19 protein-coding genes and 1 pseudogene are annotated in these 19,459 nt (G+C 44.9%); 4 read left to right on the plus strand and 16 right to left on the minus strand.

The genetic code is table 11. The annotated features are described in order from the left end of the window. Positions 1-81: 81 nt before the first annotated feature. A complete protein-coding gene (locus tag BBEV_RS12800) occupies positions 82-1,029 on the minus strand; it encodes a recombinase family protein (RefSeq protein WP_232318180.1) in 948 nt (315 codons plus the stop codon). A gap of 450 nt (positions 1,030-1,479) precedes the next feature. Between BBEV_RS12800 and tnpA the strand changes: the two genes are divergently transcribed. From tnpA to tnpC, 3 genes are read left to right on the plus strand one after another with little or no spacing between them, the layout of a single operon-like run. After that, positions 1,480-1,815, plus strand: coding sequence for an IS66 family insertion sequence element accessory protein TnpA (tnpA, locus tag BBEV_RS12805; protein WP_069364181.1), 336 nt, complete (start codon positions 1,480-1,482; stop codon positions 1,813-1,815). Further along, complete coding sequence (tnpB, locus tag BBEV_RS12810; RefSeq protein ID WP_084007197.1) at positions 1,812-2,168, plus strand: IS66 family insertion sequence element accessory protein TnpB; 357 nt, start codon at positions 1,812-1,814, stop codon at positions 2,166-2,168. The genes tnpA and tnpB overlap by 4 nt, the downstream gene beginning before the upstream one ends. A 43-nt stretch (positions 2,169-2,211) precedes the next feature. Beyond that, positions 2,212-3,783, plus strand: coding sequence for an IS66 family transposase (gene tnpC, locus BBEV_RS12815; protein ID WP_069364179.1), 1,572 nt, complete (start codon positions 2,212-2,214; stop codon positions 3,781-3,783). Positions 3,784-3,795: 12 nt separating this feature from the next. On the opposite strand, the gene BBEV_RS12820 is transcribed toward tnpC, so the two are convergent. Continuing rightward, a complete protein-coding gene (locus BBEV_RS12820) occupies positions 3,796-4,926 on the minus strand; it encodes an IS110 family RNA-guided transposase (protein WP_232318330.1) in 1,131 nt (376 codons plus the stop codon). Positions 4,927-5,001: 75 nt separating this feature from the next. On the opposite strand from BBEV_RS12820, the pseudogene BBEV_RS17220 reads away from it, so the two are divergent. Then, a pseudogene (locus tag BBEV_RS17220) lies at positions 5,002-5,166 on the plus strand (IS3 family transposase); the annotation flags it as partial. On the opposite strand, the gene BBEV_RS12825 reads toward BBEV_RS17220, so the two are convergent. The 14 genes from BBEV_RS12825 to arsA form a co-directional block, all read right to left on the minus strand. After that, positions 5,163-5,450, minus strand: a complete 288-nt coding sequence (locus BBEV_RS12825) for a hypothetical protein (RefSeq protein WP_041582016.1) — start codon at positions 5,448-5,450, stop codon at positions 5,163-5,165. The pseudogene BBEV_RS17220 and the gene BBEV_RS12825 sit on opposite strands and share 4 nt — an antisense overlap. 40 nt (positions 5,451-5,490) lie before the next feature. Next, complete coding sequence (locus tag BBEV_RS12830) at positions 5,491-6,171, minus strand: hypothetical protein (protein ID WP_157100988.1); 681 nt, start codon at positions 6,169-6,171, stop codon at positions 5,491-5,493. Positions 6,172-6,842: 671 nt separating this feature from the next. Then, a complete protein-coding gene (locus tag BBEV_RS12835; RefSeq protein ID WP_069365826.1) occupies positions 6,843-8,279 on the minus strand; it encodes a recombinase family protein in 1,437 nt (478 codons plus the stop codon). Further along, a complete protein-coding gene (locus BBEV_RS12840) occupies positions 8,242-9,051 on the minus strand; it encodes a recombinase family protein (RefSeq protein WP_232318181.1) in 810 nt (269 codons plus the stop codon). The genes BBEV_RS12835 and BBEV_RS12840 overlap by 38 nt, the downstream gene beginning before the upstream one ends. Positions 9,052-9,123: 72 nt before the next feature. Continuing rightward, entirely contained in the window at positions 9,124-9,567 is a 444-nt protein-coding gene (locus BBEV_RS12845) for a hypothetical protein (protein WP_069365827.1), read from the minus strand. A gap of 165 nt (positions 9,568-9,732) precedes the next feature. Beyond that, a complete protein-coding gene (locus BBEV_RS12850; RefSeq protein WP_013173869.1) occupies positions 9,733-9,918 on the minus strand; it encodes a hypothetical protein in 186 nt (61 codons plus the stop codon). 600 nt (positions 9,919-10,518) lie between these two features. Continuing rightward, positions 10,519-10,773, minus strand: coding sequence for a transposase (locus BBEV_RS17975; RefSeq protein WP_084007486.1), 255 nt, complete (start codon positions 10,771-10,773; stop codon positions 10,519-10,521). Positions 10,774-11,248: 475 nt separating this feature from the next. Continuing rightward, a complete protein-coding gene (locus tag BBEV_RS12855; RefSeq protein ID WP_232318182.1) occupies positions 11,249-12,076 on the minus strand; it encodes a recombinase family protein in 828 nt (275 codons plus the stop codon). A gap of 88 nt (positions 12,077-12,164) precedes the next feature. Beyond that, on the minus strand, positions 12,165-13,541 hold the full coding sequence (rlmD, locus tag BBEV_RS12860; protein WP_069365829.1) for a 23S rRNA (uracil(1939)-C(5))-methyltransferase RlmD: 1,377 nt from the start codon (positions 13,539-13,541) through the stop codon (positions 12,165-12,167). A gap of 50 nt (positions 13,542-13,591) precedes the next feature. Next, a complete protein-coding gene (locus tag BBEV_RS12865) occupies positions 13,592-14,581 on the minus strand; it encodes an NAD(P)/FAD-dependent oxidoreductase (RefSeq protein ID WP_069365830.1) in 990 nt (329 codons plus the stop codon). Positions 14,582-14,935: 354 nt separating this feature from the next. Beyond that, entirely contained in the window at positions 14,936-15,130 is a 195-nt protein-coding gene (locus BBEV_RS12870; RefSeq protein WP_069365831.1) for a hypothetical protein, read from the minus strand. After that, complete coding sequence (locus tag BBEV_RS12875) at positions 15,115-16,089, minus strand: MarR family transcriptional regulator (protein ID WP_069365832.1); 975 nt, start codon at positions 16,087-16,089, stop codon at positions 15,115-15,117. The genes BBEV_RS12870 and BBEV_RS12875 overlap by 16 nt, the downstream gene beginning before the upstream one ends. 131 nt (positions 16,090-16,220) lie before the next feature. Further along, positions 16,221-17,552, minus strand: a complete 1,332-nt coding sequence (locus tag BBEV_RS12880; protein WP_069365833.1) for an arsenic transporter — start codon at positions 17,550-17,552, stop codon at positions 16,221-16,223. 103 nt (positions 17,553-17,655) lie between these two features. Continuing rightward, the gene (gene arsA, locus BBEV_RS12885; RefSeq protein ID WP_069365834.1) at positions 17,656-19,419 is read right to left on the minus strand and encodes an arsenical pump-driving ATPase; all 1,764 of its coding nucleotides are present in this window, start codon (positions 19,417-19,419) and stop codon (positions 17,656-17,658) included. Between the last annotated feature and the right edge of the window lie 40 nt (positions 19,420-19,459).

Here is a 19,459-nt window from a genome sequence, read left to right on the forward strand (position 1 = left end):
GGTCCTTAAAAATCTTTCGAGATTCGTCACCGTTTGCGAATAGCTCTCCTTGGTTTGCATTTGAACCAATTGTACGGGACCTTAACGAATCTGTCCAACTAAGTGTAACCGATCCATTTCGACCACCGACTCATCTAGGAAGTGAAACCGCAACGTCTGTTTATCCTCGACCACCACACGCTCTAGGAACCGTCGGACCAGCTCCGGTTGATAGTCACTCAATTCTTGATGGCTCCTGGCCCGTTCGAGGAATTGGTCCAGTTTATAGTTGAGGAGTGGATCTGCCTGTTCTTTGGCCTCAGTCCACTTTTTTATGTTGTTCTTGCGAAGGAGTTCATTCAATCCCTTCATAAATGCCGGTGCTAAGTCCAGATCATTCACATGATGATTCTTCACTCGGCAACGCTTCTCGCCTTTCACGTATCGGTTCTTACAGAGCCACACATGCCTTCTGGCTTTTGGGTCATTGGCATGCCAGGTTCGTCTGCCGAAGGCGCTGCCGCAATGACCGCAGATGACTTTCCCGAAGAATACATAGTCATCACCGTTGTAGGTCATCTTCTTCGACCCGGTTTCTTCGACGAAAGCGATTCTGCGCTGCTTCTCCAACTGGACTGCTTCCCAGGTATCACGCTCGATGATGGCGGGGTGGTTGTCTTCGATCAGGTACATCGGCAGTTCCCCCTCGTTCTTCATCCGTTTTCGTGTGAGGAAGTCGACCGTGTACGTCTTCTGCATGAGGACGTCGCCTTTGTATTTCTCATTCTCCAGCATCCGCTCAATGGTGCTCGCCCGCCATTTCGATTCGCCGTTCCAACCTGGAACCCCTTCTTCTTTCAATTCCTCTGCGATCTGCACAGATCCTTTGCCGTCGAGAAAATCGTGATAGATGCGCTTTACCGTTTTTGCTTCGGATGGGACGATCATTAACTCGCCATCGCTGTTCTTCTGATAGCCTAAGAACCTCACATGGTTGATTTGTACCTGTCCGGACTCAATTGAACCGCAAAAAACGCCCTCCAGGACCATCCCCGAAGAGCGTTCATTTACTTACCTATTTTCAAAATCGCTCTACACCGCGGCCTTTCAGTCTTCCCTGTACATCACCGTGACCGCTTCCACGTGTGATTGTGGAACACCTCAATACAATTCCGCGAAATGATTGCCTGTTTTTGCGGAAAAGTGTCCCCCCCTCCCCTTAGCAAATGACTATAGTCAGATAAAGTTTAATTGAAAGGCTACCCTGAAAATAAAACTCGGTTTTTAGGCCGAACTAAATTAAAGGGCTCCGATATGTTTTTTAAAAAGCCCCTGCTATGAAATATTCAGAGGAACTTAAATGTGTTTAGGCCGTCTGTGGCGAAAGATCAACCTTGTATCCAAGCAGTTGTAAAGTAAGCGTCAAAAATAAGCACGTGTAATTTTATTATTAGCTCCTTCATACTGTGATTATAGTAAAAGTACGAAGGAGTTGACGCGATGAATAGGAATGCTAACCTCAGAGATTTCTGGGAACATAAAGTTAAAGAGGTCCAAAAATCTGGACTGTCTGTAGCTGAGTGGGTTCGTCAAAATGATGAATTCACGGTCCATCAAGTGCGCTACTGGATTCGTAAATTTAAAGAAGAATCCAAATCACTTGCAACCGCAGAACAGCCGCAAACTAATTGGATACCCGTAAACGTTGATGCCACATCCCGACCTGATCCCCAAATGATCTATCTTACCCTTCCAAATGATAGCCGACTTGAAATCCCTTCGGGATTAGATCAGTCGGACCTCACCAATCTTCTTCGAGCAGTGAATGCATTATGATGTCTCATGCTCAGCCTAAACAAGTCTTCCTTGCAAAAGGTGCAACAGATTTACGGAAATCCATCGACGGATTAGCTGCCATTGTGCAGGAAGGGTTCCAACTGAATCCTTTCTCACCGTCGTTCTTTGTCTTCTGTAACAGACAAAGGGATAAGATTAAAATCTTGCATTGGGATCATAATGGTTTCTGGCTTTATTATCGCCGCCTTGAAAAAGGGACGTTTCCTTGGCCCAAAGCAGATGACCATCAACCCTTACTCATTACAGACAGGCAGTTAAGATGGCTTCTGGATGGGCTTCCGATTGATCAAAAAGGAGCCCACAGAAAGTTATCTCCTGAAAAAGTTGTATAAACTATTGAAGTGAATCGCGTTTCCATATAAAATAAATCTCGTTATGAAAAAATCTTCTGCGATCTCACCCAAAACAACTGAACATCTCGAAGACCGTGTCTCGAAACTTGAACGGGAAAAGGCTGAACTTGAACTTCAACTCAAATGGTACAAGGAACAGCTCAGCCTCCAGCAAAGACAAAAATTCGGTAAGTCCAGTGAAAAAACGGATCCGGATCAGCTGGAGCTGCCTCTGTTTAATGAAGCAGAGCAAGAACAACATCCGTCCGAAGAAGAACCAACGGTCGAATCGATTACATATGAACGTAAGAAAAAGCGCAAAGTCCGAAAGGACCTTACAGAAAACCTTCCATCAAAAACCATTGAGCATACACTCCCGGTTGAGGATCAGGTTTGTTCGTGCTGCAATGGAAAGCTCCATACAATGAAGCAACAAGTCAAAGAAGAATTGGAAATCATTCCGGCAGAGGTTAAAGTAATTCGATATGTTACCTATCTATACAGTTGCAGAGACTGTGAGAAAAACGGTACGGGAAACCCGATTGTTAAAGCACCTGTTCCAGAGCGGGCATTCCCAGGAAGCCTTGCTTCACCATCGATGGTCTCTTACATCATGGACCAGAAATTTGTTCAGGGGACGCCGCTTTATCGCCAGGAACAGGCATTCAATCGTTTGGGTGTTCCTTTATCAAGGCAGACCCTTTCAAATTGGATTCTTGAAGGTTCTGAACAGTGGCTGGAACCGATCTACGATCGGATGGTTGAGACTTTAACATTGCTCGATGTTCTTCATGCCGATGAAACGACTGTTCAAGTTCTCAAAGAGGATGGGAAGGAAGCGAGCTCTACCTCCTATATGTGGTTGTACCGATCAGGCATGAGCAGTGTGCCGATTGTGATCTACGACTATCAACCCGGACGCGCCAGTAAATATCCAATTCGTTTCCTTGAAGGATTTAAAGGATACTTGCACGTAGACGGATATGGAGGCTATCACGGCTTAAAACCGAAAGTCGAACTTGTTGGGTGCTGGGCTCATGCACGCAGGAAATTCGTAGATGCTGTGAAATCCTTACCTGATGATGGTTCGACAACCAAAAGTTCTGCACAGGAGGGTCTGGATTTTATCAACCAGCTCTATCGCATCGAAAAGCATATACAGGAAGAGCGCCTCTCTCCGGAAAAAGTCTATGACGTTCGTCAAAAACGTTCAAAACCTGTTTTGGAGGCTTATTCAGCATGGCTTCAAACGATGCGAGCCAAAACCTTACCGAAAACGCTCCTTGGAAAAGCCATTGTTTATTCTATCAATCAAATGGATCACCTGAGAAACTTCTTAAAGGATGGCCGCCTTGATATAGATAACAACAGAGCTGAGCGCAGCATAAAACCTTTTGTGATTGGAAGAAAAAACTGGCTGTTCTCCAATACACCGCGAGGTGCAAAGAGCAGTAGTGTTATTTACAGTATCATTGAGACAGCAAAAGAGAATCGTTTAAAGCCTCAAGCTTATCTGGATTACTTGTTTGAACATTTGCCCAATAGCAAGCAATCTGAAATGGATCAGTTTCTACCCTGGTCAGAATCATTACCAGAGGAAATTCGGATCAAATAATCGAATTTAAACTCAGTATAGGAAATCCGCATCTAAATTAATAGGTGCGGATTTTTGACGCTTACGTTGTAAATGTTTAATGGCTTTTTGTTTCTTCACTTCAAGTGCTTTTTCGTTATAGTGTACAGCTCCTTTTTCCAGATACATTTCTTGTTTGGTTAAAAGATGATACACGATGACCAATAGAGTTCGAGCGATCGCAATTCGTGCTTTTTTGGCGCCCCGGCGAAGTTTCAATCGTTGATATTTCGCATACAAGTAGGTATTTTTTCTTCTTGTCGCACTCGTAGCGGCTTCGACCAACGCACTTCGAAGATATTTATTTCCATCTCTGGTTCGGGCAGACCGTTTTTTCCCTGCACTTTCGTTTTGACCTGGAGCCAATCCAGCCCAAGAAGTTAAATGGTCTGCACTGGCGAATCGGTCCATGTTCGTTCCGATTTCTGCGATGAGGTGCTGCGCTGTAACACGCCCGATGCCAGGGATGGAATCCAATCGCTCCAGATCTTCTTCAAAAGGGGTCATGCGTGAATCAATTTCCTGCGTGATTTCATCAATTTGTTTTTCGAGAAATTCGATATGCTCTAATTGCGTTTTTAACATTTTTCGTTGATGCGAACCGATTAATCCATTCAAAGAACGTTCGAGAAGATGAATCTTCTTTCGAAGATTACGTTTCGAATGTTGGGCCAGCGCTTTGGCGTCTGTATGGCCGTGAATCAAATCCCGAAGAATAAGTCGACCTGATACACCAAGGATATTGGTTGCCACGGAGCCCAATTTGATATTCGCTCCTTCAAGAACCTTTTGAATACGATTAGCTTCTCGCGCTCTTTCATCAATGAGACTGCGACGGTATCTGACTAATTCGCGCAGTTCACGTTGCGGTCGATCAGGGATATAACTCGGCTTCAGTAAACCATGTTTCAAAAGCTCAGCGATCCATTCTGCGTCTTTAACATCTGTTTTTCTTCCAGGGACCTGCTTGATGTGTTGGGCATTGACGACGAAGACCTTTAATTCACTTTCTAATTCAAGAAGATTGTAGATCGGTTTCCAATAGACTCCCGTACTTTCCATCGCCACATGGGTACGGAACTCCCGATTTAATGGGAGTTTCTTTTTCCTATCAATATCAACAATGAACTTTAACAGAGCCAATTGAAAGGTGTGTTTTGTTACTCACGAAAAGTCATTGAGCGGAAAGCGTTCAATTAAGAACTTGAAATTGCATTATTTTATTATGTGAATCGGTTCAACAACATTCGAATTCATGGATCATTGGATTATTTATCACCAGCTGAATACAAGTCAATGCGACCTCAATTTAAAAGCGAACCTAGTTATGTGTTCCGGGATTGCAGGATATACTATCGCATTTAATCATTTGTATTCCTGATACCATGAAATAAATAAACGAAATAAGTCAATGTAACCGTCAGTAAACCTGTACCAAATAAGATTCCCCCTGAAACTAAAAAGGACCTTATATAATTTTCAATAACCATCATATATTGGTCAGCATTTGCCGCACCACCTTCTTGATTAAACAGCCACGATTTCCCTAAAGAGGTTCCAAACGAACCCCCTGACAACATCAAAGTGAACCCTGCGATTACAAGTATTAATGAAATAACACTCAATTGTAAATAATGTTTTTTTAACAACCTATCCCCCCCCAATTTTAAAATTGACGTATTAATTAATTTAATATTCTACATAAATTGTTCCCGTTGCAACACCATCTTCTTTTTGTGGACTGTATCCTACAACTCGAGTCTCACTTAAAACAGTCCCTTGAGCAGTTACTCTTTGAACTACTCCTGATGTTGCATCAAAATTTGGCATGTATCTAGCATGACCGGTTTCACCTCTTGGCACTGCAACAGTTTCAGAAAGAGATTGAGAAACAACTGAACCCGTATTCCATGCAAATGATGCACCTCCGGAAATAATACTTCTCCAACCCACCTCTACACTTCCACTAAATTCCTGACTAATTGTTGTTTCTTCGGAAAAGGAAATAGGACAATCACTTACCAAGTCCTCTGAACATGATATATTTCTAGACAACCTTACAGAATTCCCCACTCGAGGGTAAGTAACTTGTTCTACATAGCGGTTAGTTATACTACCAGATCCATCAAGAGGACCAATATCATTTTCATTGGATTCCATATTAATTTTATTGTATGGAATATTTTGATTTAATAGCTCTTTATTAATCAGTTTCTTCTTAAACTCTTCTAAATCTTGTTCAACTATTAACCCATCTTCAATACTAATAGGATTCATAAATCTCCTATCTTCTTTCTTATCATAAATATAATTTTCTCGAATTTCAAAACGATCTTTTAGATCCTCTTCAACTACCTCTTCTTTTGCCATTATAACTCCACTGAAAAGAAAAAAATACAAACATAAAACTAAGATTAATCTCAATTTAAACATAATTAAACCCTCTCTCTATAACATAAATAATACTTGCGATATCTCACGATATCTATGTTTTCTTATACCTCGGATGGTGTTCTTGGTGGATCAGTTACACTTAGTTGAACAGATTCGTTAAGTTCCCGTACAATTGGTCCAAATACAAATCGAAGAGAATTATTTTACAACAACTCGCAAACGAAGAAGTTTTTCGAAAGAATTAAAGGAACAGATTGTTCGATTGCACAAAGCTTGAACATCCGAGTTGATGCTTTTTAACTTTGATTAGTAAACGGCTTTCTTTTAACGGATTCTTTTAGAACTTCCACAATCAAGGGTTTTTCTTCCCTCTTTAAAACTAATCCAAATCATCATAAATACACATGTTCTCTCACCCACTTTCACTTGAAATTACATCGACCTTACCATTTTTATCATCCTGTTCAAACTGCTTGATAGATCCAACAAATGGCCTTAAAAAGGAATATTCAACAATTTTCCACAAATTTCAACATCGTGAAAACTTGAGAGTAACAAAGATCATCCCTTCTTTCGTTTCTCATAAATAGATTAAAATGGCATTTAATCAAAAGGCACCCTCCTTTCGTTATATTTTGTTAAAATATTTATTTTATTCGGTTCTTCCACCCTTCCGCATAACGATTTGCCTTCATTTCGACCACCGACCCATCCAAGAAGTAAAACCGCAGTGTCTGTTTTTCCTCGACCACCACACGTTCCAGGAACCGTCGAACCAGTTCCGGTTGATAGTCACTCAATTCTTGATGGCTCTTTGCCAGTTCGATGAATTTGTCCAGTTTATAGTTGAGGAGTGGATCTGCCTGTTCTTTGGCCTCAGTCCATTTTTTTATGTTGTTCTGATTGAGCAACTCCTTCAATGCCTGCATAAACGCCGGTGCTAAGTCCAAGTCATTCACATGATGGTTCTTCACCCGGCACCGTTTCTCGCCTTTCACATATCGGTTCTTACAGAGCCACACATGCCGTCTTGCGTTCGGGTCGTTGGCATGCCATGTTCTTCTGCCAAAGGCGCTTCCGCAGTGGCCGCAGATGACTTTGCCGAAGAACACGTAGTCATCACCGTTATAGGTCATCTTCTTGGATCCGGTTTCTTCAACGAAAGCGATTCTCCGCTGTTTCTCCAATTGGACCGCCTCCCAGGTATCACGCTCGATGATGGCCGGGTGGTTGTCTTCGATCAAATACATCGGCAGTTCGCCCTCGTTCTTCATGCGCTTTCGTGTGAGGAAGTCCACCGTGTACGTCTTCTGCATGAGGACGTCGCCTTTGTACTTTTCATTCTCTAGCATCCGTTCAATGGTGCTCGCCCGCCATTTCGATTCGCCGTTCCAACCCGGTATGCCTTCTTCCTTCAACTCTTCTGCGATCTGCACAGATCCTTTGCCGTCGAGAAAATCGTGGTAAATGCGCTTCACCGTCTCTGCTTCGGATGGCACTATCGATAACTCGCCATCGCTGTTCTTTTCATAGCCCAGGAACCGGGCGTGATTGATCTGGGCCTGTCCCGACTCAAACCGTCTGCGAATCCCCCAGGAGGCGTTCTCGGAGATGGAACGGCTCTCGTCTTGGGCCAGACTCGATAGAATGCTGAGAAGGACTTCGCCTTTCGCATCCAGCGTATCAATGTTTTCTTTCTCAAAGATGATCCCCACACCTAAATCCTTCAACTGCCTCACGTAGTTCAAACAGTCCAAGGTGTTTCTCGCAAACCGTGAGATGGACTTCGTGATGATGCGGTCGATCTTCCCTTGATGGCAGTCCTCAATCATCTTGTTGAACTGTTCGCGCTTCTTCGTCGAGGTCCCGGAAATCCCTTCATCAGCGTAAATGCCGGCCAAGTCATACTCGGGATGGTTCTCAATGTGGTCGGTATAATACTTCACCTGCGCTTCATAGCTCGAGAGCTGTTCAGCATGATCCGTTGAAACACGGCAATAGGCTGCGACGCGCTTTTTGTGTACCGTGGTCTGATCTTCGGTCTCTCTACTCTTTGCGGGTATAACAGTAATGGTTTTCCCCATTAGTTTTTGCCTCCTCTATCATCCATTGATGGTTGAAATCAAGATCCTGTAATGCTTTATCTTTTACAGTTGTGCCTCGACAGGCTTGTTTACCGTTTCGGATATAGGTGCTACACTGCCATACAATCGTTTCGTACGGTTTCCCTTTATTCCAAACCCGGCGCTTTAAGGATCCTCCGCACTTGCTGCAGAGAAGTTTCCCGCTGGCTGGGTAACGCTTGTTCATCTGGTGATTCCGTTTTCTTCTCAACCGTTCTTCTTGCACGGCCCCCCACACGTCTTTTGACACAATCGGTTCGTGATGGTCTTTAATCAGGTACGCTTCAACCTCACCTTGGCTCTTCCGTTTTCCTTTTCGCACTCCCGGTGTGTACGTTTTCTGTTGCAGGAGATCTCCTTTATATTTCTCGTTTTCAAGCATGTATCGGATACTTGAATCTCGCCACGGTTTCGCTGAGATCGTTGGCACTCCTGATTCATTCAAGGCTTTAGCAATCCGGTGTGTCCCTTGTCCCTCTAGGTAAGCATCATAGATGCGTCGCACAATGGCCGCTTCTCCAGGTATGATTTTCAAGGTCCCGCTAACTTTTTCATAGCCATAGAACCACTCGGCGTTTAAGATAAGTTCTCCTTGTTGAAAGCGCCTCTGAATTGACCAGCGTACGTTTTGACTGATGTTCTCACTTTCCTCTTGGGCAAAAGAAGAGAGGACCGTCAGCATCAGCTCACCGTCCCCTGTACTCGTATCAATCTGTTCTTTTTCAAAGCGCACAGCATAAATGCATAGTTTGCAAAGTGTCTAATTCAATAAGTTCAGTGAATTTCGTCATCTTTTTTCTTTCACCTATTTAACATCCTCTTCAGGAACACTCACAGGCACTATAGGACAAGGATAACTCACACACGATCTAGTTATCACTTGCGTGTCAGGATTTATGTTTATATTCACGTTATCCCAAGTACCTCCCATAGAATTATAATAACTTAATACCTCAGTTACTCCTGTACTACCCCATTCACCAGGCGTTCTTCCAGTAGCATATTCAAATGCAGTATCTACTCCATTCTTAACAATGTCTCCCATGTAAATAGCACCTATATAGACAGCAACTACCTTCCACCAAGCTTCTGTACCAACTTCACCTTCTATAAAAACTTCATCTCCCTTAACTAACGCCACTTCTTTCACTTCTTTCACTTCTTTCACTTCTTCTGCTCCAGCAAAACCAGGTGATGCCACCAGAGCTAATACCACTAAAGTCAATAATGAATACATAGTTTTTCTCATCTAAATAACTCCGCCTAAGATAAATGTTTACCGCATAAATGAAAACTCCACATCTAAATTCCAATAAATATTTTATTAACTAAATTATACATTGATTACTCTGTTAATATAATGAAAATTCAGAAATCATTATATTTTCTTTTTTATAACAAAAAGTGATATCACTCACCCCGACTTTTTATAGTTTACTATTAACTTTTCTATGAAATAAACTGCTACATAAAACAACAATCCCAAAATCAAACTATACACTATACCTACCAATAATCCGTCGCCAATACTTCCCAAAAGCCCTGCTGTAATACCTCCATAAGCTGCTACCATAGGATACCTAAATAATTTAGTCTTCACAACAACCCTCCTAATTCTTAAAAATCAACAAATAAACACTCCCTCTATAAAATAATTAATACTTCTAATATCTCACGATATCTCCGAATTCCTGCACCATCTGTTTTCAATACACGAAGCCGAATAGACATTTATACCACCATATTAATTATATGGAAATTACGCATGCATCCAACAATCAAAATGGGTGATAATACCATTTAATGGGTGGTTGATATGGTCGCACTAGCGGATCTCCACAGTACTCACGGTGGTGTAACCTCCCATGACACGCGGAGTCTATGCTCCAAAATGCCTTCGTTCATCCTGCCCATGAGGTGGAGATTGGATATGCTCCTTTGCTGGGTCATCTTGCCTTTACAGTGAAATATTAACCGGCTTCTCCGCGCTTCATTTGTCAAAATAATTGATACTGAACCTATTATCGTGAGATCAACATCAGTGACTCTTTAGGCAGCTTTCTGTGTGTCTCTAAACACGAATCCTGCGTTCTTTATCGAAATCACACTCTCTTATCCCGATCACAAAAAAGATACGTATCAGTTTGCCGCAAAGGACAATCAGGGACTGTTTACCGGTCAAAAGATGATCAGATCGGTTTCAATAATAATCATGCAGTTTCTTAAAGGCTGAATTTTGGGATGACAACGGCATGGCAACGCTGAAAAACAGGGCTCTGAGTTTTCTTCTTCCCCGCTTGGAAATCCTGGTTTGACCTTTGTGAGTACCGGATTCATTTCGTCGAAGATAGAGTCCCCTGCCACTCGATCCTAGAGATAGTAGACCTAGGCGGAACTCGATGCAAGTTGGATCGGTTACACTTAGTTGGACAGATTCGTTAAGTTCCCGTACAATTGGTCCAAATACAAATCGAAGAGAATTATTTTACAACAACTCGCAAACGAAGAAGTTTTTCGAAAGAATTGAAGGAACGGATCGTTCAATTGCACGAAGCTTGAACACACGAGCTGATGCTTACTAACTTTGATTAGTAAATGGTTTTCTTTTAACGGATTCTTTTAGAACTTCCACAATCAAGGGTTTTTCTTCCCTCTTTAAAACTAATCCAAATCATCATAAATACACATGTTCTCTCACCCACTTTCACTTGAAATTACATCGACCTTACCAGTTTTGATCATCCTGTTCAGACTGCTTGATTGATCCAACAAATGGCCTAAAAAAGGAACATTCGACAATTTTCCACAAATTTCTACATCGTGAAAACTTGAAAGTAACAAAGATCATCCCTTCTTTTGTTTCTCATAAATAGATTAAAATGGCATTTAATCAAAAAGCACCCTCCTTTCGTTATATTTTGTTAAAATATTTATTTTATTCGGTTCTTCCACCCTTCCGCATAACGATTTGCCTTCATTTCGACCACCGACCCATCCAAGAAGTGAAACCGGAGCGTCTGTTTATCCTCGACCACAATACGTTCCAAGAAGCGTCGGACCAGTTCTGGTTGATAATCACTCAATTCTTGATGGCTCTTCGCCAGTTCGATGAATTGATCCAGCTTATAGTTGAGTAGTGGATCTGCCTGTTCTTTGGCCTCGGTCCATTTTTTTATGTTGTTCTGATTGAGCAACTCCTTCAATGCCTGCATAAACGCCGGTGCTAAGTCCAGATCATTCACATGATGATTCTTCACTCGGCACCGCTTTTCCCCTTTCACGTATCGGTTCTTACAGAGCCACACATGTCGGCGTGCATTCGGGTCGTTGGCATGCCAGGTCCGTCTGCCAAAAGCGCTGCCGCAGTGCCCGCAGATGACTTTGCCGAAGAATACATAGTCATCACCGTTGAAGGTCATCTTCTTGGATCCTGTCCCTTCAACGAAAGCGATTCTCCGCTCCTTCTCCAGCTGGACTGCCTCCCAGGTATCACGCTCGATGATGGCCGGGTGGTTGTCCTCGATGAGGTACATCGGCAGCTCGCCTTCGTTCTTCATCCGCTTTCGCGTGAGGAAGTCAACCGTGTACGTCTTCTGCATCAAGACGTCGCCTTTGTACTTTTCATTCTCAAGCATCCGCTCAATGGTGCTTGCTCGCCATTTTGATTCCCTGTTCCAGCCAGGTATGCCCTCTTCTTTTAATTCTTCTGCGATTTGCACAGATCCTTTGCCATCGAGAAAAGCTTGATTAATCTGCAAAAGTACCGCAAAAAACGCCCTCCAGGATCCTCCCCGAAGAGCGCTTATCTCGATACCTATTTTCAAAATCCCTTTACGCCAAGGGCTTTCAGCCTTCCCTGTACATCACCGTGACCGCTTCCACGTGTGTGGTTTGCGGGAACATGTCCACGGGTTGGACTTCTTTGGCGTGGTAGCCTTGTTCTGCCAAGTGTTTCATGTCTCTGGCAAGCGTTGCTGGGTTACAGGAGACGTAGACGATGCGGTTTGGCTTCATGGCGGCCATGGCATCGAGCATCTCTGTTTCACAGCCCTTTCGCGGTGGATCGACGACGATGACATCGGGATCCAGACCCTGGCTGTGCCACCAGGGCATCAGGCTCTCTGCTTCACCGACTGCGAATGTCGCGTTGTCGATATGATTGGCTTTGGCGTTCCGCCTGGCATCATCGATCGCCGCCGCTACGGACTCCACCCCATACACATGACGGGCTTTCTGTGCGAGGAACAGACTGATCGTGCCGATTCCGCAGTAGGCATCAATGACCGTTTCAGACCCTGACAGATCGGCATAATCCAGCGCTTGCTGGTAGAGCACTTCCGTCTGGTCGGGATTCACCTGATAAAAAGACCTTGCCGAAATGACAAATTCAATCCCTTTAATGCGGTCCTTGATGGTTTCTTCACCCCAGAGACAGACGGTTTGGTCTCCGAAAATCACATTCGTCCGCTTCGGGTTGATGTTTTGCATGATGGATGTGACATTCGGCACGGCTTCGGTAATCGCCTGAATCAGATGCTCTTTATGAGGCAGGGACTGATCCTTTGTCACAAGAACGACCATCAGATCCCCGGTCGTCTTCGCGCGCCGTATCACCACATGACGAAGCGTTCCTTTATGTTTATGGTCATCATAGCCTCTGATGCCGTGCTGTCTGGCCAATTCCTTCACGACGTTGACGACACGGTCCTGGTCTTCATGCTGAATGAGGCACGCGTCCATATCAACGATGGTGTGGCTCCGTTCGGCGTAAAAGCCGGCAACAATCTTCCCGCGCTCTTCGCCAATCGGCACCTGGGACTTGTTCCGGTAACGCCATGGATCGGTCATGCCATTCACCGGATGGACCTGCAGATGATCGAATCCGCCGATCCTTGCCATGACGCTCTCAACCTGCTTTTGTTTTTCGTGAAGCTGACCTGCGTAGCTTAAGTGCTGCAGGGAACAGCCCCCGCAGCGGTCATAGATGGGACACGGCGGCTCTGCTCGCTCAGGGCTTGCTTCGTGCACCTTCAGCAGTTTCCCGAAGCCGTATTGTTTTTTGACTTTGATGACTTTCACATCAACTGTCTCTCCGGGGAGGGCACGTTTCACAAAAACCGGGAAGCCTTCTATTTTGACCACACCGGCCCCGTCGTGGGTTAAATCGGCCACACAGGCGCGGTAGGTTTCATTTTTTTGAACAGGTGGTTTCTGGTTCGACATGGTATTCTTCCTTCCTTGATCGCATCATTTCGAACCCGATTGTATCATATTTATTTCACAGCGTCTTTTCGATCCTTGTGAATCGCTCCGGCCACATCGACCCCTGACAAATAGGCGCTCTCCACCCGGGAACCTGCTGCTTCATCATCCGGGTCCAAAAAGCAGTCGCCGGCGAGATACACTGGGAGATGATCCAGCTTTACATACGTGGCCGGAAAAAAAGCCTCCGCCTGGCTGTATTGCCAGCGTTTCAGCTGTTTAGCCGCAATGGCTACTTCCTGATCCGGAACGGCTCTTCGGAAGCGGTTCAGGATGTCGGAAAGGATATCCGCCTTGCTCTCACTGTCGTGGCTCTTCGTCCACTCCCCGTCCATGTAAACACTGACGAGGGGGCTGTCCGTGATGCCCTTTTGATCATTGGCAACGATTTTCAAGATCCCTTTTGGCAGGTCATCATCCAGCAAACCCTTCTCACCAATCTCAACGGGGAATTTCAGATCAAAGAGTCCCACATAGCTTGGTTCAAAGGTGATTTTCCCCAGTTCCGCGCGCTGATCTTTACTGATCGGGAGCGTTGAACCATTCAACACCTCAATCGTCTGTGGCAGAGGAGATGTCAGCACCACACTGTCAAACAGATGCCGGTTCCCGTTTTCATCAGCCACCATCACCTTGTCGTCTTCATATTGGATGTCCGTGATTTTCGTTTCCAATTGGATCGTTAATCCTTTTGCATACTGCTTCATGAGGGGATTCATTCCTTCAGTCCCCACATACCTCGGATGATCATCTCCGAACCAGTGCCGCGCTGCGCCTTCATTTACCCACTCATCCACTTGTTTTTGGAATGCTTCAGTCCTGACGGTAAAAAAGACCGCACCGTGGTCCATCCGGCCATTGCCGACACGCCTGGTCGCCATTCTTCCCCCAGGACTTGTGCTTTTCTCAAACACGGTGACCTCATAACCCTCCTGTTTCAGCTGGTGTGCAGCTGTGAGTCCAGCCATGCCTGCTCCGATAATCCCAATTGTCGATCCCATTATGTATCGCCTCCGCTAATGAATGTCATGGTGTCATTATACCCGATTCGTGACCCGGATACGCAAGTATTGAAGAGGGAGTTCTATCCAACGATATTTGATGTATGATCATTTGTTATTATTAAATGCTCTATGATATTAAATGATTCATTCAACTTAATTTTCTTCCAGGAAAATATCACTCAATAGATTTAGCATTTCATCAATACTCGTTCCCCTGATACCTAAATTCTTAAAATCAGGCAGGTCTTGTCTGATTTCCTTATTGAAAAGCATGATGTCCTTTTGAATTTCTGTATTTACTTCAATTCTGCTGAAAGTGATACAAAAGCGAGAAGTCTGAAAATATCATTTTTATAATTCCCAGAAGGTATCTCCAAAAGAAGAATCAAGAACTTCTATGATGAGTACGATATCCAAATCTTTTGTTGCTCGAAACTCTCCACCTGATTCTTCCATTAAAATATCACAAGCTGTACCACCAATAAAGACATACTGATGTGTATGATCTCTGAAATACTCTTTGAATTTCTCTATTCCATGTACCATGACTCACCTCGCATGATTTCTTCCAATGCCTGTTCAACCCTTTCATCAGGTACATCTTTCAAAGATAAAAACAATGACAATCGATCGACATGGCGTTTACCTGAAATCAGCAAAGGATCATAGTCCCACAGTTCAACCTCCACGAATTGGCTATCTTTAATTTCATCTTTGTTGCTGACGATATGATTTAGCCCATCATTCAGTTTCTTTTTATCCATTGCCATAATGGAGTGGGACGGTGAATTGATCCATGATAAATCTGCCAGCGCATCAAAACCTGCAATCAAAGCATGTGGAGGTTTACTTTTTGTATGAATCACTTTCTTTACCGGAGATTTTAAATATTGTTGTCCATTCAGAAAATAGTCGGGATCCGGAATTCTTCTGTATTCTTTACTGCGGCCTGTTTTGCCTCCCAATTCATAAGTGATCAGATTTACTCGGAACAACTCATTTAAAGCTCTGGAAGCTGTCATTTCAGTAAATCCCATCATCTCTGCAAGCTTTGTGGTGTTGACAACTTGATCTTTATGGTACAGGAAATACAAGAACACAACTTGTGCAGAAGCTGAAAAAAATTTCACTTCATTTGCAGCTTCTTCCGATACTTTTTTTAGATCCAGTGCAAGAAATGGCAAATACATTTGACCATCTTCGATGACGAAAGGAATCTTGTTTTTGATCAGTGATTTCCTTCGATAACTTGAAAGTTCTTTGGAAAGCAATACAATTGGTTCCTTTGTTATTTCCCTGATTTGTCTGATATGTTTTTTAAGATAATTCAACCCAGGAACATCTCCAATGACTTCGATCAAAGTACATCTCGTTTCAAGAACCGTCATTTCATAGAAATTGTAGTTATTTCTCAAAAAAACCGGCAGTACCTTATCATTAAGCCATGGTTTAATTTTACAGTTCTCATCAATATTTGCTTTTAGGTACGATTCTGCATAGATCATCAATACACACCCCCTAATATAACATTTAATATTTTAAATATAACATATATTTGTTACATTTAAAATAATATCGTTATATTATCAAAAAGCCGCGGATTTTCTCCGCGGCTTGTTCCTGAATCCTTATGAACTTACCCGATGACGAGGAGCCATAAATACAGGCCGGTCAGTGTGATGAAGAGGGTTGGAATCGTGATGACGATCCCCACTTTGAAGTAGTACCCCCAGCTGATTTTAACGCCTTTCAGTGCCAGGACGTGCAGCCAGAGAAGGGTTGCCAGTGAGCCGATCGGTGTGATTTTCGGACCGAGGTCGGAACCGATGACGTTGGCATAGATGAAGGCCTGCTCCATCGTTCCTGTTAAAGCCGCATCGTTAATCGCCAGGGCATTGATCATCACTGTCGGCATATTGTTCATGATAGAAGACAGGAATGCAGCAATGAAGCCCATGGAGATGGTTCCGACGAATAGTCCCTGATCGGCAGCGCCGTTAAAGACGCCCGCCAATACGTCTGTGAGCCCCACGTTTCGAAGACCGAAGACCACCACGTACATCCCGATGGAGAAGACGACGATGCCCCAAGGTGCACCTTTCATGACCCGCGTTGTATCCACGGCGTGACTGCGGCTCGCCATCACAAGGAAGAAGCCGGCAATCGTCAGTGCCACAAACGATACGGGGAAGGTCATGGATTCACCGGTGATCGGATTATTGATGTAAATGAATTCACTGATGAAATACCCTGCAAGGAGGACCGCCAAAACTGCCCAGGAAAGACGGAACATCTTGTGGTCCTTGATGGCCTCCTTCGGTTCTCTCAACATCGACATATCGTACGTTGTCGGTATGTCTTTTCGGAAATAAATATACAACACGAGAATACTGGCAATGATCGCAAAGAAGTTCGGTACGATCATGACCGTGGCATATTCAATAAACCCGATGCCAAAGTAATCCGCGGAAACAATGTTCACCAGGTTACTCACGATAAGTGGCAACGAGGTGGAATCCGCAATGAAACCGCTGGCCATGATAAACGGCAGGATCATTGCATCTTTAAATTTGAGTGCCCGGACCATCGCCAGGACGATCGGGGTTAAGATCAGTGCCGCACCGTCGTTTGCGAAAAACGCGGCAACAACAGAGCCGAGAAGTGACACGAACACAAACATTTTAATGCCGTTCCCTTTTGCAACCCGAGCCATATGTAGCGCTGCCCATTCAAAAAAGCCGATTTCATCGAGGATTAACGAAATGATAATGATCCCGATAAAGGTCAAGGTCGCGTTCCAGACGATACCGGTGACTTCACCCACGTCTGCAAAACTGACGACGCCGGCAAGGAGTGCCAGCACGGCCCCGATGGTGGCAGACCAGCCGATGCCAAGATTTTTCGGCTGCTTGATGACGAGAAATAAGGTGAAAAGAAAAATAAGGACTGCAACAAAAATGGAAAACATGTTTTACGCCTCCTGTTCGGTTTAAACATCGTTTTTTCGAAACTGAGGCAGACCGCAAAGGGTTTTGCTGGTCTGCCCGTTTCTTGAGGGGGTGTTACCGGATTTATTTCGTCAGGGCTTTCAGTTTTTCCAGCCCTTTTATCTGATCTGCCTGCCAAGGAATGATGCAGGTTTTATTAGCATAGCTTTCTTTGACTTCCTTGATCCATTTCCGTTCCGCATACGCGCGTCCGGCAAGCACTGGATCTGTTGTACCCGTTTCATGGTAGCTTTGATTGATGATCCACCAGGCAGGTTCAATCTGTGCGCGTCTGAGATCTTCCTGAAGACGCCCTGCCTCGTAAACCGGCGTGGCTTCCGGCAAGGTAACGAGACTGATGAAAGTCTCTTCAGGGTTACGAAGTCTTGGTAACAGCTGTTTGACTGATTCCGGCAGATCACCCTGAGTCCGTTCCACTTCCTTGTGGTAGGACTGTGCCGCGTCAAGGAGCAGCAGCGTGTGACCAGTTGGGGCGGTGTCAATCACCACAAAGGCATCTTTTGCCTGATCAACGGTCTCTGCAAAGGCACGGAACACGGCGATCTCTTCGGTACACGGCGATTCCAGATCTTCTTTAATATAAGCAAGCTCATCTTCATTCAGTTCAGAACTGACGTTGTTCAGGACCTGGGCTTTGTAATTCTCCACTTCCACCTTCGGATCGATCCGGCTGACAGAGAGTGATCCTTCCAGCGCATCATGATCCATCACCATGTCCACATGGGCCGCCGGGTCTGTTGTCGTCAGGAGCACTTTATGCCCCCGTCCGGCAAGTCCCGTTGCGACGGCAGCTGCGACGGTGGTTTTGCCTACGCCGCCTTTGCCCATCGTCATGAATACGCCCTGGTTTCTGGCGGACAATTCGTCGATCATCTCACTGATGGCAGGCAGATTCATCGGCTCGACAGGTGGAATGTCTTCCACCAGCTGTGAAGCATCCCGGTCAAACAGGTCACGCAGTGCCTGGAAACCGGTCAGATTATACGGCACCAGCGGTAACGTGAACGTCGGCTTGTCGTCGAAGTATGCCGGGATCGCCTTTAACGCTTCATGCTGCTTCGCTTCCAGCTGGATCGCCGTGTCATCTTCGGACGTTCGTTCAAAGACGCCATTGATGACAAGCATCTGATTCAAAATCCCGATGTCCCCCAGTTCCTTCGCTGCTTTACCCGCTTCAATCAGGGTCGATTCATCGGGACGGGCAACGAGAATCAGTTTCGTCCGCTCCCCGTTTGCAAGGGCCTCGACGGTTTTCTGATAGAGGGCTTTTTTGTCCGCAAGACCTGCCAATGGCCCGAGGCAGGATGCACCGTTCTCATTGCCTTCAAGGAAATCGCTCCAGGCGTTTGGCAATTGGAGCAGTCTCAAGGTATGCCCCGTCGGAGCCGTGTCAAAGAGAATGTGATCGAAATCCGCTGTCGCTTCTTCGTTCGCCAACAGGCTTGAGAACTCGTCAAATGCAGCGATCTCCACGGTACAAGCGCCGGACAGCTGCTCTTCCATGCTGTCGAGGGCGGCTTGCGGCAGTGTGCCTTTATAGGGATCGATCATTTTTTTCCGGTAGGTGGCTGCGGCTTCTTCGGGATCGAGGTTCGCGGCAAACAGGTTGTCCACTCCGGGTACCGGTGCCGGTTCATTGGCAAGGGTGGTGCCGAAAACGTCCTGCAAATTTGATGCAGGGTCGGTACTGACAATCAGTACCTTCTTCCCCTGATCCGCAAGGGACATCGCTGTTGCGCAAGCGGCGGATGTCTTACCAACGCCGCCTTTTCCGGTGAAAAATAAATAATTTGTATCCACAATATCCTGTGGCATGAGTCGTTTCATGGCTGTGGTGCCTCCTTTTACTATCTATGCAATGTGGCGA

This window comes from Salisediminibacterium beveridgei (genome assembly GCF_001721685.1).
Classification (GTDB): Bacteria; Bacillota; Bacilli; order Bacillales; family Salisediminibacteriaceae; genus Salisediminibacterium; species Salisediminibacterium beveridgei.